A 23,521-nucleotide genomic window follows, 5' to 3' on the forward strand; every position below is an offset into this window, starting at 1 on the left:
GTGGCGAGCGGGCTTGTCGGAACGCCGCATCGCCCGCGCTGGGCTGCGAAGCAGCCCCAATAAGCCGAATGCGTTGTACCAGATACACCGCAGCGGCTGGTTTTGGGGCTGCTTCGCAGCCCAGCGCGGGGCAAGCCCGCTCGCCACAACTGCGCTATCTGCCTGGATCTAGGCGTTGCGGCAAAGTTGTGTAGATACCTATGGCTATCGCAGGCAAGCCAGCTCCCACATTTGACTGACGGTGTGACACAAATTTGTGCTCGGCAAAGATCCCCTGTGGGAGCGGGCTTGCCCGCGAAAGCGGTGGTTCAGTCACTGTCTTTGGCGGCAGGTCTACCGCTATCGCGAGCAAGCCTGTACACAGGGGGGTGTGGATGCCTAAGTCTTTCTGTCAGTTCAGGCCCAACTTGCCGCGCAGGGTCGACAGGTCTTCGGCCAAGGTGTTGACCGGGCCGACCAAGGCCTTGCGGTCGTTTTCCTTGACCTTGTCATAGGTTTCAAAACCGCCATCGGCCGTTTTGTATTTGGCCAGGATCGTGTCCACGGTGGCGAAGTTCTTGTCGACCTTGGCCAAAAACGCCTTGTCCTGTTGCTCGATCTGCCCACGGAACAGGTCGACGATTTTCTTCGCCCCATCGATATTGCCCTGAAAGTCATACAGGTCGGTGTGGCTGTAGCGGTCTTCTTCGCCGGAGATCTTGGTGGCGGCCACTTCTTCGAGCAATGCGGCAGCGCCGCCGACGACTTTTACTGGTGGGAAGGTCAGGCCGGCGACGCGGGTTTGCAGGTCCTTGACGTCCTTGTTCAAACCATCGGCCAAGGCGCCCAGGCCCTGGGTGCTGTTCTCGGCAAACAGGCTGTATTCGATGCGATGGAAACCGGTGAAATCTTCGGCCTTCACGCCTTTTTCGTGATCGTCGACCCGTGAGTCGATCGAGGCATCAAGGTCGCTGAACAACTCGGCGATGGGTTCGATGGACTCATAGTGCACGCGGGTGGGGGCATAGAGTTTTTTCGCGGTGGCCAGGTCGCCTTTTTTCACCGCGTCGGTAAAGGCCTGGGTCTGGGTGACCAGTTCATCGATCTTGTCGGTGACATAGATCTTGTAGTCCGACACCGGGCCCACCAGGTCCAGGGGCGCCGTCGCGGCAAAGGCTGCGAGCGGAGAAAGGGTCAACAACAACGCAAGAGACGACATCTTCATGGGACGGTTTCCGCTGGGGATGGGGTTTAGGTGTTGGCAGTGCTGTGCAGCAAGGTGCGGCCGATGAAATCCTGCGGCCCGCTGACGCCTGGCAGCGTGAAGAAGTACCCACCGCCCACCGGCTTGAGGTATTCCTCCAACGGCTCGCCATTGAGCCGGGTTTGCACGGTAATGAAGCCTTTCTCCAGGTCAGCCTGGTAGCAGATAAACAGCAGGCCCATGTCCAACTGGCCGTTCTTGTTCACGCCGTTGGAGTAGTTGAACGGCCGGCGCAGGATCAGGTTGGCCTGGGTTGCGGCGGTGCGCGGGTTGGCCAGGCGGATATGGGCATCGAGTTTGGTCAGTTTGCCTTCTGGATCCTGGCTGTAGTCGGGCACCTGGTCTTCGCGGTGACCGCCTACGGGCGCGCCGCTGGTCTTGATCCGGCCAATGATGCTTTCCTGTTCCTGCAAGGGCGTGCGGTCCCAGCGCTCGACGAAGTTGCGGATGATCCGCACCGCCTGGTAGCTGCCATTGGCGGCCCAGGCGGGTTCGTCACTGTCGGGCTGGACCCAGACCAGTTGGTCCATGGCCTTGGCGTCGTTGGAGTCCGGGTTGGCCGAGCCATCGCGAAAACCCAGGAAGTTGCGCGCACTCTGTGCCGGTTGCCCGGCCCGGGCGGGCGCCTGGGGCGGCACGCTGCCTTCCTGTTTCCAGCGCACCAGCAACAGGTCTGGGAGGTTTTTCACGATATCGCGCAGGGCGTGGATGTTGGTGTCGGGGGTGTTGGAGCTGAACTGCAGGCTCAAGTCGCCGTGACACTGCGCCGGTTCCAGGGCGTCGTTGGGGAAGCCGACCATGCGGATCAGTCGCTTGGGCTTGGCGCCGGCCAGGCCGAAACGCTCATCGAACAGTGACTCACCCACCGACACGGTAATTGTCAGGTTATCCGGAGTGACCACCGGGCCGAGGATCCCGGAGTCGGTGGGCGGCAGTTTCGGATCGACTTGCGGCACGCTACCGCCAGTCATCAAAAAGCTGATGCGCTGGTTGAGGGTGCGAAACAGGCGCTCCAGGTCCTCGCGGTCGCTGGCCAACACATCGAACGCCACCAGCATGCCGCAGGCCGGGCGCGGGGTGACAATGCCGCTCTGGTGCTTGCCGTGGAAGGCGTGGTGGTCCTGGGTTTTTTCGCTGCTGGGGGCGGCGGTGACCTGGGCCGCGCCGGCCGCCATGGCCGGGCAACTCAGGCTGCTGCCGGCAATCGCCGCACCGGTGGCGGCCATGCCCAGCAATACGCGGCGGCGCTGGGCGTTGAACTGTTCTGAATCAGTCATTTATTCGGTCGTCTTCACTTAATGCCTGGGAGGCCAAGGGCTGGGTCGATTCCATCGAGTGCGGCGGCCAGAGCCTTGGCCTTGTCGGCGATCTGCTGGCGCTGATCGGCGGTAACGCGGTCATAGGTGCGGTAGTTGCCATCGACCTGCAGGCCGTCGAGTTGCCCGGCGAAGGCGCTGATCGCGCTATCGATCCCCGGCAACAGGTCGGCGGCGGACTTACTCAGCAGCGGACGCATCAGGTCCACCACCTTGCGTGCCACCGCCAGGTTCGCGGCAAAGCCATTGAGGTCGAGGTGGCTGTAGCGCTCCTCTTCACCACTGGCGGCGCGCACGTCGGCCAGGTTGTTAAGGTTGCGCACCAGGATGCTCACCAGTTGCTCGGGCGGCAGTGACTGCGCGAGTAACTGCTGCTTGAGGGCGGTGACATCACTTAGCAAGCGCTGGGCAATCGGTGCCAGGCCGTCGAGGTTGTGTTGCGCGAAGAGACTGTATTCCAGGCGATGGAAGCCGCTGAAGGCCGGGTCCTGCTCGCGTTTTTCGAAGTAATCGGCGCGGGCATTGATTGCGTTGTCCAGCTCGGCCAGGCGTTGGGCCGCCGGGGCGAGGCGCTGGTAAGCCTCGCGTGCCGGCAGGTACAGGGCCTGGGCTTGGTTCAGGTCGCCCGCAGCAATTGCTTGTTCGAGGGCGCTGACGGCCTTGATCAAGGCGCCGCTCTGGCTGTTCAAGTACACGCGAAACTCCGACAGCGGGCCGATAAAGGCCACCATCGATGGCTTGGCTTTGGCCTGGGCGTCGGACTCGGCGGTCGGGGTGACATGCAGGGTGCCGCGCGGGTTGCTCAACAGGCCGCAGGTGATGGCGTAGTCGCCCGGCAACAGGTTGGCGTTGATCACCTGACTCAGGCCGGGGGCGATGTTTTCACGTTCTTCGACCACCAGTACGCCGTCGAGGATTTCCCACTCCACTGCGCGATCCGAGCGATTGATGATGCGAAAACTCGTACGACCGGCCGGCACCGTCAGGGCGTTGGGCTCGCAGGCGTGGGCGTGGATGATCACGGCGATTTCGTTGTGATTGACCTGGCGCTTGGCAGCGGCCAATTGCGAGGCGTAGTAGAACAGGCCACCGGCGGCGATCATCACGATCACCGAACCGGCTAGCGCCCAACGCAAGGCGCGAGGTGGCGAGGCGGGGGCAGGGGCTTGGTTTGGCAAGGGACGACCTTACTGGCTGGAGACGGAAGAGGAGGTGGCTGGCGCGGCGGGCATAAAGAACATCACCAACGCCAGCACCAGGTAAATCAGGTAGGCACCCAGGGTGCTGACGGTCGGCGCATCCTGATAGCCGAACATGCCGGCCAGTACCGAACCTAGCGGGCCATCCATCGGCAAAGTGGCGCTGAAATCGAACAGCACGCGCTGCAAGTGGTTCCACACCCCGGCTTCATGCAGGGCCTGCACCGAGTTGGCGAGGATGCCGGCGGCTACTACCAGGATGAACAGCCCGGTCCAGCGAAAGAACGCGGCGAGGTTCAGGCGCATGCTGCCGCTGTAGATCAGGAACCCTACGACAATCGCCAGCACCAGGCCGAGCAGGGCGCCGACGGGCGCTGCCGGACCTTCGCTTTGCTGGAACACCGCGAGCAGGAAGAACACGGTTTCCAGGCCTTCGCGGGCCACGGCGAAAAACACCATGGCGATCAGCGCAATCACCTGGTTGCGCGAGCCGGCCAAGGCGTGATCCAGGGATTGGTGCAGGGAATGCTTGATGGAACGTGCGACCTTGCGCATCCAGAACACCATGGAACTGAGAATGCCCACGGCCACCAGGCCGACAATGCCTTCGAACAGTTCTTGCTGCTTTTGCGGGAACTCGGCGCTGACCAACTCCAGGCCACCACCGACCAGCAGGGCCAGGGCGGCGGCGAGAAATACGCCAATCCATACCGCTGGCATCCATTGGCCACGGCCGGTCTGTTGCAGGTAGCTGGCGATGATGCCAACGATCAATGCGGCTTCAATGCCTTCGCGCAGCATGATGAGAAAGGGAACGAGCATCGGGCACCGCAACGTAATTAGTTAGGGTGCTAAGTTGTAACATAATGATACTCATTGCTAAACAGAGGATCTTGACGTTTCCTGAACAGCCGCTGAACAGCCCTCTATCTCCTGGCTTCTGCAAGGATTGATGAAATGCCAGGCCTCTCTGTTCCTTCCAGGCCAGCACGCTCCTACAATGGCCGACCTACAAGATTGAGCCCTTGCCCATGTCGGAAAAAGACACAATCTCCATCCACCTGGTTCGCGAAGCCTTGTTGCAAAGTTGCGCCCCCGGTGCGGCGACGCGAGAGGCCCTGAACAAGGTAGGGATCGACCCAGCGTTGCTGGAGCAGCCCGCCGCCCGGGTTCCGGCGCTGGCGTACGCGCGGCTCTGGCGCTTGCTGGCGCGGCGCCGGGATGATGAGTTCTTTGGCATGGACCCGCGCAAGTTGAAGTCCGGCAGCCTGGAGTTCCTGTGTCGCGCCTCCATGGCCCAGCCCACCCTGGGTGAAGCCCTGGAAACCGGCCTGGGCTTCCTGTCGCTGATGCTCGAACACCTGCCGGCGCAATTGGTACGCCAGCAAAGCCTGGCGGAAATTGTCTTGCTGGAGCCCGAGCCCGAACCGCGACGGGCGTTCACCTATTTTTGCTACTGGATGATCGTCCACGGTGTCGCTTGCTGGCTGGCTGGCCGACGCATTCCGATCCTGGCCATCGAATTGCGCAGTGCGCAGCCGGCCTTTTGTGATGATTACCAGGTGATGTTTTCCGACAACCTGCGTTTTGATCGCACTCGTACGCGGATGATCTTTTCGGCAGACTGCCTCGACCTGCCGGTCAAACGCAGCCCCGAAGAACTCAAGCGCTTCCTGGCCCACGCGCCGGCCAATATCCTGGTCAAGTACCGCGACCCCGACAGCCTGGCGATGCGCATCAAGCACGACCTGCGCCAACGCCCGGCCCAGCAGTGGCCGGAAACCCAAAGCCTGGCCCAAGAGTTGTGCATGTCGGCTTCCACCCTGCGCCGGCGCCTGGCCGAAGAAGGGCAGACCTACCAGGGGCTCAAGGACAGCGTGCGCAAGGAACTGGCGGTTGTCTGGCTGGCCGAGGCTGATATCAGCTTCGCCGAGATCGCCAGCCGCCTGGGGTTTGCCGATGTGAGTTCGTTCTATAAGGCGTTTCGCAAGTGGTCGGGTTCCAATCCTGGGCATTACCGCAGCTTGATTCTTACTGACGCCAACTAAGCCGTCGGCACTGCGCAGCGTGTGCATGGCAACAGCGCTTGTGTGGCGAGGAGGCTTGTGTGGCGAGGGGGCTTGTCCCCCGTTGGGCTGCGCAGCAGCCCCAAAACCTGCACCCTCGGTTGATCTGACACACCTCGGTGATCTTATTGGGGCTGCTACGCAGCCCAACGGGGGACAAGCCCCCTCGCCACGACAGCCCCCTCGCCACAAAATCCGTCGTAAACACCAGAGCAAAAAAAGCCCCGTGACCGAATGGACCACGGGGCTAAAAATTGGCTGGATGCGACCAACCAAAGGAGCTCTTTACATCACTTGAGGCTGGCGACCGTAGTCTGTGGCTGCCAACCGCCACCCAACGCCTTGTAGATCGCCACGATGCCGCGATACAGGTCCACTTCGGCCAGGGCCTGGGCGTCTTCGGCCGCTAGGCGTTCACGTTGGGCGTCGAGCAGTACGAGGAAGTCGGCGGTGCCTTCGCGGTAGCGGATCTCGGCCAGGTCGGCCGCAGCACGGCTGGATTCGCTCTGGCGGATCAGTGAAACCAGGCGCTGCTGGCGTTTGCCGTAGTCGCTGAACGCGTTCTCGGACTCTTCCAGCGCCAGCAACACTTGTTGCTCGTAAGTCGCCAGGGCGCCGTCGGCCTCGGCATCAGCGCCGCGCAAACGGGCGCGTACGCTGCCTAGGTCAAAGGCGGCCCACGTGATGCTCGGACCCAGGGCCCAGGCATTGGCGGCAGACGAGCCGATCTGCGAGCCTCGGCCGGCGGTAAAGCCGAGGAAGCCACTGAGGCTGACCCGCGGAAACAGGTCGGCCTTGGCCACGCCGATACGTGCGGTGGCCGCTGCCAGTCTGCGTTCGGCACTGAGAATGTCCGGGCGCCGTTGCAGCAACTGCCCCGGGTCGCCAATCGGCAAGGCCTTGGCAATCGCCGGCAGGTTGGCCGGGCTCAGGTCTACCGTGAGTTTGTCCGGGCGCTGGCCGAGGAGGGTGGCGATACGATTGCGTTCGCGCACTTGTTCGGCCTGCAATTGCGGCACGCTGGCTTCAACCGCTGCCAGGCGCGCATCGGCACGTACCACGTCCAGTTGGTCGCCGACGCCGGCATCGCGCAGGCTTTCGGTGATGGTGCGTGAATCCTGCTGGTTCTTCAGGTTGGCCAGGGCGATTTTTTCCCGTAGCTGCGCACCACGCAATTGGCCGTAAGCGTCCACCAGTTCGGCAATCATGCTGACTTGCAGTTGATAGAGGTCGGCTTCGGCGGCTTGCTGGTCGGCGTCGCTGGCCTCCAGGTTGCGCTGGATGCGGCCAAACAGGTCCAGCTCCCAGGCCATGTCCAGGCCCAGGTCATAGCGCTCGCTGTTGACCCGGCGTGTGGTCTGGCCAGGGATCTGGCCCTTGGCCAAGTCGCTGCTGGCGCGGCTGGTGATGGTGGGCATTGCGTCATTGCTGGCGTCATCCCGAATCGCCCGGGCGGCCCGCAGGCGGGCAAACGCTACGCGCAGGTCGCGGTTGCCGCTCAACGATTGCGTCACCAACTGGTTGAGGATCGGGTCTTCGAACTGCTGCCACCAGATGCCTTCGACCTTGGCGTGGTCGTACTGTTTGGCATCGGCGGCGGCCGTGATATTGGCCGCCTCCAACTGCTGGGTTTTATAGTCCGGGCCCACGGCACAGGCGGCGAGCGCCAATACCAGCAGGCTCGGCAGGAACACTTTCACACTCATTGCTGTGTCTCCAGCTGCAAGGCCTTGGCCGCTTTGCGCGCATCGCTGCGCTCCACATAACGGCGGATCAACACGTAGAACACCGGCGTCAGTAACAGGCCGAAGAAGGTCACCCCGATCATCCCGGAGAACACCGCCACACCCATGGCGTGCCGCATCTCGGCACCCGCGCCGCTGGAGAACACCAAGGGCACCACACCCATGATGAAGGCGAACGAGGTCATCAGGATCGGCCGCAGACGCAGGCGGCAGGCTTCCAGTACCGCAGCCAGCGGGTCGAGGCCTTCTTCCTGCTTATCCTTGGCGAATTCGACGATCAGAATCGCGTTCTTACAGGCCAGGCCCACCAGTACGATCAAGCCGATCTGGGTAAAGATGTTGTTGTCGCCACCGGACAAAATCACCCCGGTAATGGCCGACAACAGGGTCATCGGTACGATCAGGATCACCGCCAGTGGCAGGCTCCAGCTTTCGTATTGGGCGGCCAGTACCAGGAATGCCAGCAGTACGCAGAGCGGGAACACGAATAGCGCGGTATTGCCCGAGAGGATTTGCTGGTAAGTCAGGTCGGTCCACTCGTAGGTCATGCCGTTGGGCAGTTCTTCCTTGAGCAGTTTTTCGATCGCCGCCTCAGCCTGGCCCGAGCTGTAGCCCGGTGCTGCGTTGCCGTTGATTTCGGCGGTGATAAAGCCGTTGTAGTGCATCACGCGGTCCGGCCCCGAGGTATCGCTGACCTTGATAAAGGTCGCCAGCGGGATCATTTCGCCCTTGTTGTTGCGCACTTTCAGTTGGCCGATCTGGTCTTGGTCAAGGCGGAACTGCTGCTCAGCCTGCACGTTGACCTGATAGGTACGGCCGAAGCGGTTGAAGTCGTTGGCATACAACGAGCCCAGGTAGATCTGCAGGGTGTCGAAGATGTCGCTGATCGCCACGCCGTGGGTCTTGGCTTTTTCACGGTCGATAGCCGCATCGACCTGGGGCACGTTGACCGTGTAGCTGGTGAACAGGCCAAACAGTTCCGGCACGTTGTGGCTCTTGGCGATGACGTTCTGCACTTCTTTGTACAGTTCTTCGTAGCCCAGGTTGCCGCGATCTTCGACTTGCAGGCGGAACCCACCAATGGTGCCCAGGCCCTGTACCGGCGGCGGTGGGAAGATCGCCATGTAGGCTTCCTGGATATCGGCGTACTTGCCGTTCAACGCACCGGCAATCGCCCCGGCGGACATGCTTGGGTCTTTGCGCTCGCCGAAGGGCTTCAAGGTCACGAACACGATGCCGCTGTTCGGGCTGTTGGTGAAACCGTTGATCGACAGGCCCGGGAAGGCGATGGCGCTTTCCACGCCGGGCTGTTTCAGGGCGATGTCGGACATGCGCTTGATCACGTTTTCGGTGCGGTCCAGGCTGGCGGCGTCCGGCAACTGGGCGAAAGCCACCAGGTATTGCTTGTCCTGGGCCGGTACGAAACCGGTCGGTGTATGGGCAAAGCCGAAGAAGGTCAGCACCATCAGCCCGCCATACACGAACAGCGCGATACCGGTGCCGCGAATCACCCGGCGCACGGTGCCTACGTAGCCATGGCTGGCTTTTTCAAAAAACCGGTTGAATGGACGGAACAGCCAGCCACCAAAGAGCTTGTCGAGGAACCGGGAGAACCGGTCTTTCGGCGCGTCATGGCTGCGCAGCAATACTGCTGCCAGGGCCGGCGACAGAGTCAGGGAGTTGAACGCCGAGATCACGGTGGAGATAGCAATCGTCAACGCAAACTGTTTGTAGAACTGCCCGGTCAAGCCGCTGATAAAGGCAGCCGGAATAAACACTGCACACAGCACCAGCGCCGTGGCGATGATCGGCCCGGTCACTTCGCTCATGGCTTTTTCCGTGGCCGGGAAGGGCTCCAGGCCCAGCTCGATGTTACGTTCGACGTTCTCCACCACCACGATGGCGTCGTCCACCACGATGCCGATAGCCAACACCAGGCCGAACAGCGACAGCGCATTGAGGGAGAAGCCGAACAGATGCATCACCGCAAAGGTGCCGATCAACGATACCGGCACCGCGACCAGGGGAATGATCGACGCACGCCAGGTCTGCAGGAACAGGATCACCACCAGTACTACCAGGATCAACGCCTCGAACAAGGTGTGCACCACCGCCTCGATCGAGCCACGCACAAACACGGTCGGGTCGTAGGCGATGCGGTAATCCATGCCCTCGGGGAAGCTCTTTTTCAGCTCCGCCATTTTGCTGCGCACATCGTTGGAGATGTCGATGGCGTTGGAGCCCGGACGCTGGAAGATCGGAATCGCCACCGCCGGCTGATTGTCGATCAGCGAGCGCAGGGCATATTGACTGGAGCCCAGCTCAACGCGGGCGATGTCTTTAAGGCGCGTGATCTCGCCGTTGTCGCCGGCGCGAATCACGATGTTTTCGAACTCTTCCTCGGTGACCAGGCGGCCCTGGGTATTGACCGACAATTGGAAGCTGGTGTCGCTGGGCGCAGGCTGCGCGCCCAGGGCACCGGCGGCCACCTGGCGGTTCTGTTCGCGAATCGCGGTCACCACATCCGTGGCAGTCAGGTTGCGCGAGGCGGTCTTGTTCGGATCCAGCCATACTCGCAGGGAGTAATCACCCATGCCGAACAGCTGCACATCGCCCACGCCACCCAGTCGTGCCAACTCATCCTTGATATTGAGGATTGCGTAGTTGGACAAGTAGAGCATGTCGTAGCGCTGATCCGGGGAGGTCAGGTGCACCACCATGGTCAGGTCGGGGGAGGCCTTGTCCACGGTGATACCGATGCGCGTCACTTCTTCAGGCAGTTTTGGCTGAGTGCGCGTTACGCGGTTTTGCACCTGCACCTGGGCGTTATCCAGGTCGGTACCCAGGGCGAAGGTGATGGTCAGGGTCAACTTGCCGTCGGCGGTCGACTGCGAGGACATGTAGAGCATGTTCTCGACGCCGGTGATTGCCTGCTCCAGCGGTGAGGCCACGGTTTCGCCAATGACCTTGGGGTTGGCGCCGGGGAAGTTGGCGCGTACCACCACGGTCGGCGGTACCACTTCCGGGTATTCGCTGATGGGCAATTGGAACAGCGAGATCGCGCCGGCGATCAGGATCAGCAGCGACAACACTGCTGCGAAGATCGGCCGCGATATGAAGAACTTGGAAAAATTCATCTTGTGTGTAGTCCCTTAACCGCGTGGAGTCGCGACACTGGCGAGCTTGGGCGCGGCTTTATCCGGCGCCACTTGTTCCAGGTTGCTGGCTTCAAGCGCTTGTCGTTGTTGGGCCAAGGCGGCGAGGGTGGCCTGGCTGGCCATCGGGATCGTTTCCGGGGCGACCGGCGATCCCGGGCGCACCCGCTGCAGACCCTTGACGATAATGGTGTCGTCCTTGCTCAGGCCGCTGCGTACGATGCGCAAGCCTTCGATCTTTGGTCCCAATTCGACGGCGCGGTAGGCAGACTTATTGTCGCCATCCATCACCAGTACGAATTTCTTGCCCAGGTCGGTGCCCACGGCCTCGTCGGTGATCAGCACGGCGGAGTAGGTGCCGCTGCCCACCAACTTCAGGCGCGCATACAAGCCGGGCGTGAAGCGCCCGTCGCTGTTATCGAACACTGCACGGCCACGGATGGTGCCGGTGGCCGGGTTGACCTGGTTGTCGACAAAGTTCATCTGGCCCAGGTGCGGGTTGCCATCTTCATTGGACAGGCCCAGGTACACCGGGGTGGTCGCGCCGCGACGGCCCTGGCGCGCCAGTTCGGTGTACTTGAGGTACACGCGTTCATCGGCGTCGAAGTAGGCGTAGACCTTGTCGGTGGAGACCACGCTGGTCAGTTCGGTGACATCGGCGGTGACCAGGTTACCGGCGGTGATCGCGGCGCGGCTGACACGTCCACTGATGGGCGAGGTGACGCGGGTAAAACTCAGGTTCAGACGGGCCAGGTCCAACTGCGCCTGGATCCCGGCCACAGCGGCGCGGGCTTCCTGGGCGGCAGTGGTACGGGAGTCGGCCAGCTCGGCGGAAATCGCATTGCTCTGGCGCAAGCGCTCGCCACGCTGGGCCTCGTTGTCACTGCGCGAAGCAGCGGCTCGGGTCTGTTGAAGCTGGGCTTCAAGGCGCCGCACTTCAGCCTGGAACGGACGCGGGTCGATCTGGAACAGCAGGTCGCCTTTCTTCACCAGCGCGCCTTCGGTAAAGGCTACCTGGTCGATCTGGCCCGACACGCGTGGGCGGATTTGTACGGTTTCCGGGGCTTCGAGGCGGCCGGTGAACTCGTCCCATTCGTTGACCGGTTGTTCCAGCACCTTGGCAACGCTGACTTTGCTGGCGGGCATGGCGGCCGCTTGCTCGGGGGCCTTGCCGCATGCGCTCATCACCAGCACGGCCAAAAGGGCCAGGGGATAGCGCAAATGTTTGAGTGACTGTTCCATGAGGTGCATCCGCCAATGTATTTGAGATGGGCGGATCATGCTCGGCAGTGTGCTATCTCACGAATCGAATGAAACAAAGGTAACTATCATTCGGAATGATATAAGCCTGGGGAAAGCCCTCTAGCATGGGGTTTTCGTTAGGATGCTATCAATCCCATTGATAGCAAAACACCTTTGCGCGATCTGCAGCCAATCTCGATTGCCTACCTTGAAGAGATCCCCTGTGGGGCTGCGCCAGTTCAGCCAGAAAAGCATCCACGGACCCCACAAGGAGACAAGCAATACCCCAGCGTGTACCGTTGCGGCCTTTGTGCCGCAGGTGCTGTGGCTGTGGACATTCTTAGAGAGGCATCCATGCAGATCAGGGGAGAGCGGGCCGCGACGGCGTGTGGTTTGGTGGCAATCCTTTTATGGAGCACCGCCGCCGGGTTGATCCGCAGCGTCAGCGAGGTGTTCGGGCCCCTGGGCGGCGCGGCGCTGATCTATACGCTGGGTGCGGTTCTGCTGGTGTCCTGGCTCGGACGTCCACGCTTGCGCGCCACGTCCTGGTCCTACTTGATCATGGGCAGCGGGTTGTTTGTGGCCTACGAGGTCTGTCTGTCTCTGGCCCTGGGGTTTGCCAGCAGCCGCAACCAGGCCATCGAGCTAGGCGTGGTGAATTACCTATGGCCGTGCCTGACGGTGCTGCTGGCGATTGTCATGAACGGGCAAAAGGCCCGCTGGATCATCGTGCCGGGCAGTGCATTGGCGCTGTTTGGGATTCTTTGGGTGGTGAGTGGCGATGGCCTGGCATTGGCAACCATCGTCGCCAATGTGCAATCCAACCCACTGAGCTACAGCCTGGCCCTGGGTTGCGCAGTCACCTTTGCCTTGTATTGCAACGTCACACGGCGCTACGCGGGTGGGCAAAACCTGGTGGTGCTGTTTTTCATCCTCACCGCAGCGGTGCTATGGGTCAAATACGGCTTGAGTGCCGAGGTGCTGCCGGCCTTTAGCCTGGGCAGTAGTCTGGAATTGCTGGCCACGGGCATCGCCATGGCGGGCGGTTATGCCCTGTGGAATATCGGCATCCTGCGCGGCAATCTGACCTTGCTGGCCACCGCGTCCTACGGCGCGCCGGTGCTGTCGTCGGCCTTCGCCGCGCTGTGGCTGGGCGCCCACCTCACCCCGCAGTTCTGGCAGGGGGCGGTGTTGGTCACGGCAGGTTCGCTGCTGTGCTGGCACGCTACGCGCGAGCAGGCCTAGGCTCGCCAGACCAGGGCCGGGATCGCCCGGATATAGATCAGCTCACAGACCAGTTCGATCAATGTCTGGGTGATGATCGCCGCTGCGGCCAGCATGCGCATGTCTTCCGGCAAGGCCAGCGCCAATGGCAGGACCACCAGCGAATTGCGTGTGGCACTGCTGAAGGTGACTGAACGCGCCGTGGCCGCCGGCAGCCGGAACGCCCGTGCCGTCAGGGCGCCAACCATCGGTGCGAGCAACATGAAGCCCAGGTACACCGGGATCACTGGCAACAACTGCTCGATCTGCTGCGCCACGAACGCGATCTGCGAGCCAATCACTACCAGCAGCACGATCGCCATGGCGGGTACCGGCATCCACGCCCAGCCCTGGTTCCAGCGCGCAATACCTGGCAAGCGCCGCGCCCCGGCACACGTCAGCACCGCCAGCAGTAAAGGTGTGGCGATCAGCAGCACAAACGCCTCGACAAACGGCCCGAAAGCGATCGCTACCGTCGTCTCACTGTCTGGAATAAGTGTCAGGTACAACGGCAGCAGCGCCAGTTGCAGCAACAGCAGCAAAGGCGTAGCGGCCAGCGTCAATCGCGCATCGCCTTTGCCAAGATGGGTAAACACCACCACGTAGTCGATGCATGGCGTGAGCAGCACCAGCAGCGCGCCGATCAGGATCGCCGGTTGATCATGCAGGCCAAGGGTAAGCGCCCAGACGAGCAGGGGGATCAACACAAAGTTGGCCACCAGCAACGCTGCGATGAAGCGTTTGTTGGCCAGGCCCTGGCGCAGTTGCAGAAACGGGATTTGCAGGAACATCGCGTACATCAACACGGCAATCGCCGGGGTGACGAGGCCCCCCAGGCTCTGCGCTGCCTGAGGGGCGAGCAGGCCGCCGACGGCGGCAATGATGACCGCCACGAAATAGATCGCGATCTGGTGCTGCTCAAGCTGGTCTCGGTTCACGGAGTGTCCTTTGGCGCGGTTTCATTGCTGGCGTAAAGCGTTACGGCACGCTGCAGTGTTTGGTGTACGTGGCTGCGCAGGGTGGCCGGCGCTATGACTTCAATATCCGCTGCATTGCTCAGCAAAAACAGGCGCAGGCCCTGGGTGTCGTAGAGGCTGCAACTCAAGTCCCAATGCTGTTCACCATGGGGCACGATCACTTGGTCGTCGGTCAGCGGGTTCTCGCTCAAGCGATTATGCAGATTGGCGCTCAGGCGCAGCTTGAGCGGGACCGGTGCCTCGCCATGGATGGTCATCAGGTGCTTTTGCGCTTCCAGCGAATTGACATCGTAGTGATCCGGGCCGGGCACATTCAGCCAGCTTGTCTTCACGGCCAGCATGCGATGCAGCATCAGTGCGCACAGTGAGTGCGGGCCGTTGCTGCTGTACTTGCCTCGTGGCTCCCTGGGCACATACCCGGCGGGCCAATGCTCTTCCACCACGTAGGCGGACAGGTAGACATTGGAGTCCTGATAGGAGAGAGCCAAAGGTTTGAGCAGGTACCGGCACTCGACGCCGTCGGCGTCCCGGGGCAGGTAGGTTACCTCCAGCGACGCGTCTTCGAGGATCGCCGCTTGAATCGTGGTCAGGTGCGCCGGGTCGTGCTTGCCGGGTTTGAGCAGGGTAAACCGCGTGCCGCTGGTGATGCGTTGGGACCAGGCCTGGGGGCGGGCGGAGTGCTTGGTCATCTGCGAAGCCGCGTATTCGCGCAGTTCACCGAGCTGCTCGGTATGGGCGTTGAACCCAAAACGCTGGGCATGCTCGAAAATCGCCGCCAGGGTCATGGCTTCGGTGGGAGAGAGCGTCAGGTCGAAACTCTCGCGGCCGGACTTCCAGTACCTGGCTTTTTTATCCGGGCCTTTTTCCCCCACTGTGACCAGTTCGGTTTCGGCCAGGGCCTCAAGGTCACGCAGGGTGGTTTTGCCATGGAGGCTGAAGTCGTCGAACCACTTGCACAGAGCTGTATGGATGTCTGCGGTCTTCATCGACGTGCCGCTGCGCTGGAGAATTTTGCGCAGCGCGGTGCGGCGTCGGTGATAATTGATCATTGCCGATACTCAAAGACAAAAAGTGGGTTCATTCGTTGGGACTATGTGCTCGCTGGCAAGCAATCCCGCGATTTAGAGCGCCAGTCAACAGGAGCATTTCATGAACTGCAAAACCTATCTAGCCCTGCCGCACGTTATTGCGTTCACTCGCTGGTTGGCCTCGGAGCTTGAATCCACGGTGCTGTTCAAGCATGAGTACGTCAACCGCAAAACCGGCGTGCATTGGTCGTGCAGCAGCTTGTACAACGCATTCGAACACTATCGCTGGAACCATCCGGGCAATGCGCGCCTGGACTTTGCTCCAGGCACCAGTGCGCTCAGCAACGGGATGGCCCTGGCGGCCTTGCGTAAAGACCTGCTGGCGGCTGCCGGCGACGATTCCCGCTGTGCTGAAGCGGCGAGCGATGTCATGCGTTGGGGTGGGGTCACGGCGCACAACGTGGATTGGTTGCAGACAAACAAGGTTGGGCTGGCCGGTATGCTGCAAACCGTCGTGGCAGCGCTGGACGCAGGTGATGAGCGTGCACCGGTGTTGCGTTCCGACCACCTGCGCTTCAACGCCGGGATGACCAAGGTGTATTCCCTGCTGTGCAAGGACTTCATTATCTACGACAGCCGCGTGGCCGCAGGCTTGGGTTGGTTGGTGGTGAAATACTGTCATGCACACGGCCTGGTAAAAGTACCGTCGGCCCTGTGCTTCCCCTGGGCCAACGCCAAGGAAGACAAGGATGCCCTCGCGCCAAAGCGCCGCAATCCCGGTGGCGATGGGTTCAAGTTCACGGGCTTGCGCTCCGGGCGCCACCACGCGATGTGGAACCTGCGCGCCAGCTGGTTGCTCAGCGCCGTGCTCAAGCATCCTGGCGCTGCCGGCAGCCGCTTCCAGCAGGTCGCAGCGCCGAATGATCCATTGCGTGCCATGGAGGCTGCGCTGTTTATGATTGGCTATGACCTGGGCCAGGAAACCGAGACGCCGTATCTGGAATACAGCGCCGAGTTTGCCGAGAAAATCCTTGCAGCTGCCCGTGGGAATTTTGTCGAGGTCAGTGCCGATGACCTGATTGCGCAGTTGGATGACATGCTGGCCCAGGCACGGGTGCCTGGCTAGCAATAGCATCTTTAGGCCGGTCTATTTTTGACTGAGTGCCGCCACCGAAAGCCCGGACGCGACGAAGGTCAGTCCGGCGCCCACATTCAGGCCATTGACCACTTTTGGCTTGCGCTGCAGCCAGGTCGACAGGCGCGTCGCAAAAATCCCCATGAGCGCAAAGCCCAGTGCGGTCAACGCGGCGAACCAGGCGCCGTAGACCATCATTTGCACGGTGACCGAGCCCAATGACGGGTTGACGAACTGCGGAATGAACGCGAGCACAAACAGCCCCGGCTTGGGGTTCAGTGCCGCCGAAAGGAAGCCAGTGAGGAAGATGCTTTTGAGTGGTTGCCGCGCCGCCGGTTTGAAGTTGATCAGGCTGCGCGAACGCAGGACCTTGATGCCCAGCCACAACAGGTAGCTGGCGCCGATGACTTTGACCACCCAGAAGGCCACGGCGGACGTCTGCATCAACAGGGTCAAGCCCAGCGATGCCGTAGCCACGTGAAACAGAATCCCGGTGCCCGACGCGATACCCGAAATGGCTGCGGCCATACGCCCCTGGCTCAGACCCCTGGCGATTGCCAGCAGATTGTCCGGTCCGGGGGAGAGCACCAGCAACAGGCAGGCAGCGGTATAAGTCAGCCAGATATCCAGTGGGAACATAACGACAGTCCTTTCGTCAACGGTTGAAGTCCGCCATCGTGTTCCAATCAGGCAACCCTGATCAAGCTCAATCCAGTTGCCTGGGAGCCGGGAAAGCCGGCTCCCACCTTCAAACAGCGGGGATCAAGGCAGTGCGTAGGCGATTACGTAGTCGCCACGGTCGGTGGACTGGCGCGCACCACCGGCCGTGATGACCACATATTGCTTGCCGGTCTTGGGCGACACGTAAGTCATCGGCCCACCCTGGCTGCCCACGGGCAGGCGGGCTTTCCAGGCTTCTTCGCCATTGGCGCTGTTGAAGGCGCGCAGGTAGAAGTCCTGGGTGCCGGCGATAAACACCAGGCCGCCCTGGGTGGACAGGGTACCGCCCAGGGTCGGCAGACCAACCTTGATCGGCAGGTGCATGCGAATGCCCAGCGGGCCGGTGTCTTCAACCGTGCCAACGGGTACTTGCCAGGCAATTTTCTGGGTTTTCATGTCGATGGCGGTCAAGGTGCCGAACGGCGGTGCCTGGCACGGAATACCGGCCACCGACAGGAAGCGGTTTTTGTTCACAGCGTAAGGCGTGCCCTTGAGGGGGACCGCGCCCATCCCGGTGTTCAGCGCTTCGCCACCGGAGGAGGCCTGGGCCTTGTTCTGCGACGGGATCATCTGGATCCACAGGCCCAGGCGCATATCGTTGACGAAGATAAAGCCATGTACCGGGTCGGTGGAAATGCTGCCCCAGTTCATACCGCCCAGGGAACCCGGGAAACTCAGTGACTTATCGGTACCCGGTGCGGTGTACAAGCCTTCGTAGCGCATGCTTTTGAAGTCGATGCGGCACAGCAACTGGTCATAGGGGGTTGCGCCCCACATGTCCGATTCGCTCAGGGTCTGCGCACCGATCTGCGGCATGCCCACGGACCTTGGCTGGGTGGGGGAGTACGGCTCATTGGGAATATTGGCCGCCTTGACGGGGACTTCTTCTACAGCGGTCAGCGGCTTGCCGGTGGTGCGATCCAGGACATAGATCTGCCCGGCCTTGGTGCCGATCACCACGGCCGGTACGGTTTTGCCGTCGGCCAGGGTGAAGTCGATCAGGCTCGGTTGCATGGGCAGGTCGAAGTCCCAGAGATCGTTGTGCACGGTCTGGTACACCCACTTCTCTTCACCGGTGGAGGCGTCCAGCGCCAATACCGAGGCGCCGTATTTGTGATTGAGTTGGGTGCGTTCGGCACCATAGATATCGGTGGACGAGCTGCCTATCGGCAGGAATACGGTATTCATCAGCGGGTCATAGGACATCGGCGCCCAGCTGTTGGGGGTGCTGCGCACATAGGTGCTGCCTGCGGCAGGCGCCTGCTTGTCTTCAGGGTTGCCCGGGTCGAACGCCCAGCGCATTTGCCCGCTGATCACATCAAAACCGCGGATCACACCGCCCGGCATATCGGTCTGGACGTTATCGGCGACGCGCCCGCCAACCACTACGGTGGTGCCGGCGATCAATGGCGCTGAAGACAGCTGGTAATAGCTGTCCGGCACATTGCCCAGGCCAGCTTTCAGATCTACTTGGCCGTGGTTGCCAAAACCCTCGCAGAACTCACCGGTATCGGCATCCACCGCAATCAGGCGTGCATCGATGGTATTGGTCAACAGGCGCCGCTGGCATTGCGCACCGGCGGGCACGCTGACGGCAATGATCGGTGAGCTGTTGGCCTGGGTCGGTTGGGCGATAGGCGCGCTGGCGTCGAAATAGGCCATGCCACGGCAGCGCTGCCACACCGCCGATTGGGCGTTGATGCTGTTCTTCCACAGCTCTTTGCCGGTGTCGGCATCCAACGCGATCAGGTTGTTATGGGGCGTGCAGATAAACACCTTGTTGCCGATCTGCAGGGGCGTGAGTTGATCTTCGGCGCCGTTGCCGTCGCTGATGGCCACATCACCGGTGCGATAGGTCCAGGCCACCTTGAGCTTGTCGACGTTGCTGCGATTGATCTGGTCCAGGGCGGCAAAACGGCTGCCGCCTTCGGTGTTGCCGTAGTGTGCCCAGTCCTTCTGCGCCTCTGCCGGCGCAACGGGTGTCAGGCCTGGGCCATCGCCGTTTGGTGCGACGCTGGGGTGGGCGACAAACATATTGCCCGCCGCCACGGCCAATGCCACCGCCAGCACGCCCGCCACGCCGTAGGCACCACGGCCCGCGCCCGGTGCCAGCCACGGATAGACCAGCGCCACCGCCAGGCCAATGACGGCGAACATGAACAGCCGCGAAAACAGCGGCCAGAACACCAGGCCTACATCCAATACCGCCCACACGGCAGTACCGAGCAAAAATGCCGCGAACAACCAGGCACCCGCCGGTTTGCGCTGTGCAATCAACAGGCCCGCGATGGCCATGACCACGCCACCGACCAGGAAGTAGCCCGAGCCTCCCAGACTCAGCAGTTTTGCGCCGCCGACAGCCAAGGCCAAGCCGAGCAGGACGATAATGACGCCCAAGCCCAGCAACAGGAATCGAGAGGCGCCAGCGGCGCGGGGTGTGTGTTTCATGTCGAGAAAGCCCGAGGGTGATGGTCCAGGGGGCGAATGATAGCAAGCTAATTAACCGTTTGGTACATTCTGTCTGCGCACAAATGCAAAAGCCCCGTTAATCGGGGCTTTTGCTTGGTACAAGGTCGCGAGTCAGACGGACAGGTGCTCATACAAAATCGTTGCACCGACGCTCATCAGTACCACGCCGCCGACGATCTCTGCGCGCTTGCCGAACACGGTGCCCAGGACCCGGCCGAGCATCACGCCGATGGTGACCATGGTCATGGTCGCCAGGCCGATGGCGGCGGCGGCCACCCAGATATTCACATCGACAAACGCCAGGCCGACACCGACCGCGAGGGCATCGATACTGGTGGCAAATGCGGTGACGGCGAGGACCAGGAAGGAGTGCTGGGCGCTTTTCTCTTCGGCCTCATCTTCATGCTTAAGGCCGTTGTAAATCATGTGCAGGCCCAATACCACCAGCAAGGTAAAGGCGATCCAGTGGTCCCAGTTTTCCACCCAGCGCGTGGCGGCTTGGCCGATCAGCCAGCCGATGATCGGGGTGATGGCTTCGATGACGCCGAAAATCAGGCCGGTGCGCAGCGCTTCGGTCAGGCGAGGTTTGTGCAGGCTTGAGCCTTTGCCGATAGCCACGGCAAAGGCATCCGTGGACATGGCCAGGGCCAGGAGAATCAGGGAAACAGGATTCACGGGTGATCTTCCAGTCGGGCTATGAGTCAACGACACAACCACACGCCCGACTTTAGGCATGGATGTGTCGCTGGTCTCACCAACCAAAAGGTGTTCGTACCACGGCAGGTTGCCGAGAATGTTGATACGAACGCTTGCGAAAGGCTCACAAGCAGGCTACTCCCCAACGAGGACCGGGATCTTATGCGCACAAACATGAAAAAAACGTCAAAGCCCGCCAGCAAGCCGCTCAACTTGAATGAAGCGGCGCGCCTTGGTTGATCCGCAGTTCAGCGCACAGCCCGCCCTGGGGCAGGTTGTACAACTGCAAGCTGCTGTCGATCTTGCTGACGATCATCTGCACAATCGCCAGTCCCAACCCGGCGCCGTTGCCGTGCCCCTGGGTGTAGAAGCGCTCGAACAGGCGCGCATATTCACCCTCATCGATACCGGGGCCGGCATCCTCGACGCTGATAAACACCGCCCCGCAGCCCTGCGGTTGTACTTGGACCCTGACCTCGCTGCCAGGCGGGGCGAAGTTCAGGGCGTTGGTCACCAGGTTCTGAAGGGCGATCGCCAGGGCGACAGGGTCGGTCTTGACCAGGCAGTGGTGGTCGCTGTCGAGGATCAGCTCGATATCCTTTGCCAGCGCCAGGGGGGCCAGTTCGGCCAGTTCCTCCCGCACCAGCTCGGTAAGTTCCACTTCGCATCGCTCGGGGTTGGCCAGGCGCGGCTCGATACGCGCCATGGTCAGCAACTGACTGGCGATGCGCGTGGCGCGGTCGACGGCGCTGACCAGAAACTCCAGGGCTTCCTCCCGTTGCTGTGGGGTGCCGGCCATCTGGGCGTTTTGCGCATGGATCCGCAGGATCGCCAGAGGCGTGCGCAGCTCGTGGGCGGCATCGGCGATAAAACGTCGTTCTCGCGCCAGCAGGTTGTCGATCTGTTGCAACAGGCGATTGAGCGCGGTCTGCATGGGTTCGAGGTCGTGGGGCAGGGGGCGCAGGTTGAGCGGTTTGAGGGTTTCGGTAGTGCGTCCACGGATGGTACGGGCCATTGCGCGCAACGGCTGCAACCCCCAGCCGATGGTCAGCCAGATCAAGGTGGCCAGCAGCGGCACGCCAATCACACTGGGCCACAGCGTATGGCCGACGATGCGCTGGATCAGGTCCTGGCGAATGTCATCACGCTCGCCCACCCAGATCAGCAGTCCTTGCTGTGGGTCCTTGAGCAGGAAGGCACACCAGTCGTGGCCGTTGTCCATCAGGTCGTGGGCGCCGAGGGTCGCCGGTGGTGCCTTCAGTTCCGGGGCTTCGGCCGAGCGCACCAGCAATTGGCCGTCAGTGCGCCACACCTGGAATGTCAGGCGGGTTTCGTAAGGGTGCGCTGCTCCAGTGTCGCCCACGCGGCTCATGGCTGCGTCGAAGGCCTGGTAGAGCCGGTTCCAATCGTTGTCCCCCGGCGCACGTTGTGCCAGCACACCTTGCAGCAGGCGCGCACTTTGCGCGAGCTGGGCGTCATACACTTCTTCGATCTCGTGGTGGCTGTCGCGCAGCACCAGCCAACTGATCAGCACATCGCCCAGCAGAACGAGGATCAGCACCGGCACCAGGATGCGTGTACGTATCGAGGTCATGGCTTGAGCTCCATCACATACCCGACGCCGCGCACCGTGCGGATCAGCTCGGTCGAAAGTTTTTTGCGCAGGTTATGGATCAACACTTCCAGGGTGTTGCTCTCGACCTTTTCCTGCCAACCATACAAGGCCCGGGACAGGCGTTCGCGGGTCACCACGTTGCCGGGGCGTGCCAACAGTTGATGGAGCAACTGGTACTCCATCGGCGTCACCACCACCGGGTTGCCATGCCAGGTGACCTGCTGGCCGACCGGATCCAGGCACACGCCCGCATGCTCCAGCAGTGGCTGCGCGCGGCCTTGGCTGCGCCGCAGCAAGGCGCGGATGCGGGCCTTGAGTTCGTCGACATCGAAGGGTTTGATCAGGTAGTCGTCAGCGCCGGCATCCAGCCCGGCAATCCGTTCGGCGGTGCCGTCGCGGGCGGTCAGGATCAATACCGGCAGGTCCTGTTGCCGATCGCGCAATTGACGCAACAGGGCCAGGCCGTCGAGGCGCGGCAGGCCAAGGTCGAGCAGCAGCAGATCGAAGCTTTCGCTGCGTAACGCATGTAGCGCACTGGCGCCGTCGTGCAACCAGTCCAGGGTGTAGCCCTCACTGCTCAGGGCGACGCGGATGCCTTGGCCGAGGGCCCGATCATCTTCGACCAACAATAGGCGCATGGTGTGTTCCCGATGTGATATCGGCGGCATCATGCCGCTGCCGAGACGGGCGTGGCAGGCCGGGTGACGAGAAACATGTAACCACTCATTACCAGCTAAGACTTCATTAAGCTTGGTTTTGCACAGTGAGACCTTACTCAACGAGCGAGAGTGTCACCATGCGCAAAATTCTATTGTTGTCGCTGATTGTTGCCAGCCCCCTGGCCCTTGCCGGCCCGCAATGCACCACGGAGCAGCGCGCGCAATGGCAAGACCCGCAGGCGTTCCAGGACCAGTTGAAAGCCCAGGGCTACGAGATCAGCAAATTCAAGATCACCGATGGCAACTGCTATGAGATCTACGGGTTCGACAAGGACAAGCGCAAGGTCGAGATCTACCACGACCCGGTCAGCGGCAAAGCGGTCAAGACCGAGATCAAGGGCTGATGCCAGGCAACTCCATCGCACTGTGGGACCCGCTGGTGAGGCTGTTTCACGTGTCCATCGCCGGGGTCTTTGTCGCCAACTACTTCTTCACTGAGGCCGGCGACGATTGGCATGTCTGGCTCGGCTATTACGCCATGGGCTGATTGCTGGTACGGCTGCTGTGGGGATTTGTCGGGCCACGCAGTGCGCGCTGGGCGGACTTCTGGCCGACCCCGGCAAGGCTCGCCGCCCATGTGCGCTCCCTGCGCGCCAGGCGCCCGGAACATCGCCTCGGTCACTCGCCGTTGGGTGCATTGGTGATGATTTTGATGCTCCTGGCGATGTTGACGGCGGGCCTGAGCGGCTGGGCCATGGAGGAGGTCGATGCCTTATGGGGCGCCGATTGGCCGCTGCAAGTGCATGAAACTGCGGTCAATGGCCTGCTGGTGCTGGTGTGCTTGCATATCGCAGCGGCCGTGTTTGAAAGCTTCCAGGTACGCGACAACCTGCCGTTATCGATGCTGACCGGTCGCCGGCGTCGGTTGCCGGATGATTCTGCGCACTGACACCGCTGTCTTGTCTCCACTCCCCACCTTGCATTTGCCATGAG

Annotated in this window: 18 protein-coding genes, 1 pseudogene and 1 riboswitch; of the genes and pseudogenes, 5 read left to right on the forward strand and 14 right to left on the reverse strand. The window is 61.8% G+C overall.

Annotated features, from left to right (window positions below):
• Positions 1 to 391 precede the first annotated feature (391 nt).
• From efeO (HBO09_RS22620) to efeU, 4 genes are read right to left on the reverse strand one after another with little or no spacing between them, the layout of a single operon-like run.
• Positions 392 to 1,204, reverse strand: coding sequence for an iron uptake system protein EfeO (gene efeO, locus HBO09_RS22620; protein WP_169997505.1), 813 nt, complete (start codon positions 1,202 to 1,204; stop codon positions 392 to 394).
• Between the two features lie 26 nt (positions 1,205 to 1,230).
• Positions 1,231 to 2,520 (reverse strand): iron uptake transporter deferrochelatase/peroxidase subunit, encoded by a 1,290-nt coding sequence (gene efeB / locus HBO09_RS22625; RefSeq protein ID WP_169997503.1) that lies wholly within the window; start codon positions 2,518 to 2,520, stop codon positions 1,231 to 1,233.
• A gap of 14 nt (positions 2,521 to 2,534) precedes the next feature.
• A complete protein-coding gene (gene efeO / locus HBO09_RS22630) occupies positions 2,535 to 3,737 on the reverse strand; it encodes an iron uptake system protein EfeO (RefSeq protein WP_169997501.1) in 1,203 nt (400 codons plus the stop codon).
• A 9-nt stretch (positions 3,738 to 3,746) separates the two neighbouring features.
• Positions 3,747 to 4,580 (reverse strand): iron uptake transporter permease EfeU, encoded by an 834-nt coding sequence (efeU, locus tag HBO09_RS22635; protein WP_169997500.1) that lies wholly within the window; start codon positions 4,578 to 4,580, stop codon positions 3,747 to 3,749.
• A gap of 209 nt (positions 4,581 to 4,789) precedes the next feature.
• Between efeU and HBO09_RS22640 the strand changes: the two genes are divergently transcribed.
• Entirely contained in the window at positions 4,790 to 5,806 is a 1,017-nt protein-coding gene (locus HBO09_RS22640) for an AraC family transcriptional regulator (protein WP_169997498.1), read from the forward strand.
• A 308-nt stretch (positions 5,807 to 6,114) separates the two neighbouring features.
• On the opposite strand, the gene HBO09_RS22645 is transcribed toward HBO09_RS22640, so the two are convergent.
• Genes HBO09_RS22645 through mexE form a run of 3 tightly spaced genes read right to left on the reverse strand, consistent with a single transcriptional unit; the run spans position 6,115 to position 11,966 of the window.
• Positions 6,115 to 7,530 (reverse strand): TolC family protein, encoded by a 1,416-nt coding sequence (locus tag HBO09_RS22645; RefSeq protein ID WP_169997496.1) that lies wholly within the window; start codon positions 7,528 to 7,530, stop codon positions 6,115 to 6,117.
• Positions 7,527 to 10,706 (reverse strand): efflux RND transporter permease subunit, encoded by a 3,180-nt coding sequence (locus HBO09_RS22650; protein ID WP_169997494.1) that lies wholly within the window; start codon positions 10,704 to 10,706, stop codon positions 7,527 to 7,529. The genes HBO09_RS22645 and HBO09_RS22650 overlap by 4 nt, the downstream gene beginning before the upstream one ends.
• 15 nt (positions 10,707 to 10,721) lie before the next feature.
• Positions 10,722 to 11,966, reverse strand: coding sequence for a multidrug efflux RND transporter periplasmic adaptor subunit MexE (gene mexE, locus HBO09_RS22655; protein ID WP_169997492.1), 1,245 nt, complete (start codon positions 11,964 to 11,966; stop codon positions 10,722 to 10,724).
• 354 nt (positions 11,967 to 12,320) lie between these two features.
• Between mexE and yddG the strand changes: the two genes are divergently transcribed.
• A complete protein-coding gene (gene yddG, locus HBO09_RS22660; protein WP_169997490.1) occupies positions 12,321 to 13,211 on the forward strand; it encodes an aromatic amino acid DMT transporter YddG in 891 nt (296 codons plus the stop codon).
• Here the strand turns inward: yddG and HBO09_RS22665 are convergent.
• Positions 13,208 to 14,167 carry an arsenic resistance protein gene (locus HBO09_RS22665; RefSeq protein ID WP_169997488.1) on the reverse strand — a complete coding sequence of 320 codons (960 nt, stop codon included), beginning with the start codon at positions 14,165 to 14,167 and terminating at the stop codon, positions 13,208 to 13,210. The genes yddG and HBO09_RS22665 overlap by 4 nt on opposite strands.
• Entirely contained in the window at positions 14,164 to 15,255 is a 1,092-nt protein-coding gene (locus tag HBO09_RS22670) for a WYL domain-containing protein (protein WP_169997486.1), read from the reverse strand. Before HBO09_RS22670 ends, HBO09_RS22665 begins: the two co-directional genes overlap by 4 nt.
• Positions 15,256 to 15,355: 100 nt before the next feature.
• Here HBO09_RS22670 and HBO09_RS22675 point away from each other — a divergent pair, with 100 nt between their 5' ends.
• Entirely contained in the window at positions 15,356 to 16,360 is a 1,005-nt protein-coding gene (locus tag HBO09_RS22675; RefSeq protein WP_262381311.1) for a hypothetical protein, read from the forward strand.
• Between the two features lie 21 nt (positions 16,361 to 16,381).
• On the opposite strand, the gene HBO09_RS22680 is transcribed toward HBO09_RS22675, so the two are convergent.
• The 5 genes from HBO09_RS22680 to HBO09_RS22700 form a co-directional block, all read right to left on the reverse strand.
• Positions 16,382 to 17,008 (reverse strand): LysE family translocator, encoded by a 627-nt coding sequence (locus HBO09_RS22680; RefSeq protein WP_169997484.1) that lies wholly within the window; start codon positions 17,006 to 17,008, stop codon positions 16,382 to 16,384.
• Between the two features lie 123 nt (positions 17,009 to 17,131).
• Positions 17,132 to 19,537 carry a glucose/quinate/shikimate family membrane-bound PQQ-dependent dehydrogenase gene (locus HBO09_RS22685; RefSeq protein WP_169997482.1) on the reverse strand — a complete coding sequence of 802 codons (2,406 nt, stop codon included), beginning with the start codon at positions 19,535 to 19,537 and terminating at the stop codon, positions 17,132 to 17,134.
• A 132-nt stretch (positions 19,538 to 19,669) separates the two neighbouring features.
• Positions 19,670 to 20,233, reverse strand: a complete 564-nt coding sequence (gene mntP, locus HBO09_RS22690) for a manganese efflux pump MntP (protein WP_169997480.1) — start codon at positions 20,231 to 20,233, stop codon at positions 19,670 to 19,672.
• A gap of 5 nt (positions 20,234 to 20,238) precedes the next feature.
• Positions 20,239 to 20,410: riboswitch (yybP-ykoY riboswitch) on the reverse strand.
• Between the two features lie 52 nt (positions 20,411 to 20,462).
• Positions 20,463 to 21,848 (reverse strand): sensor histidine kinase, encoded by a 1,386-nt coding sequence (locus tag HBO09_RS22695; RefSeq protein WP_169997478.1) that lies wholly within the window; start codon positions 21,846 to 21,848, stop codon positions 20,463 to 20,465.
• Positions 21,845 to 22,507 (reverse strand): response regulator, encoded by a 663-nt coding sequence (locus tag HBO09_RS22700; RefSeq protein WP_092236509.1) that lies wholly within the window; start codon positions 22,505 to 22,507, stop codon positions 21,845 to 21,847. The genes HBO09_RS22695 and HBO09_RS22700 overlap by 4 nt, the downstream gene beginning before the upstream one ends.
• Before the next feature lie 158 nt (positions 22,508 to 22,665).
• Here HBO09_RS22700 and HBO09_RS22705 point away from each other — a divergent pair, with 158 nt between their 5' ends.
• Together HBO09_RS22705 and HBO09_RS22710 are read left to right on the forward strand one after the other, a co-directional pair.
• Entirely contained in the window at positions 22,666 to 22,932 is a 267-nt protein-coding gene (locus tag HBO09_RS22705) for a PepSY domain-containing protein (RefSeq protein WP_065894972.1), read from the forward strand.
• Positions 22,932 to 23,477 (forward strand): annotated as a pseudogene (locus tag HBO09_RS22710) (cytochrome b/b6 domain-containing protein). The gene HBO09_RS22705 and the pseudogene HBO09_RS22710 overlap by 1 nt, the downstream one beginning before the upstream one ends.
• The last annotated feature ends 44 nt before the right edge of the window (positions 23,478 to 23,521 follow it).

Origin of the sequence: Pseudomonas sp. WS 5027 (genome assembly GCF_012985695.1) — a bacterium.
GTDB classification, from domain to species: Bacteria; Pseudomonadota; Gammaproteobacteria; order Pseudomonadales; family Pseudomonadaceae; genus Aquipseudomonas; species Aquipseudomonas hygromyciniae.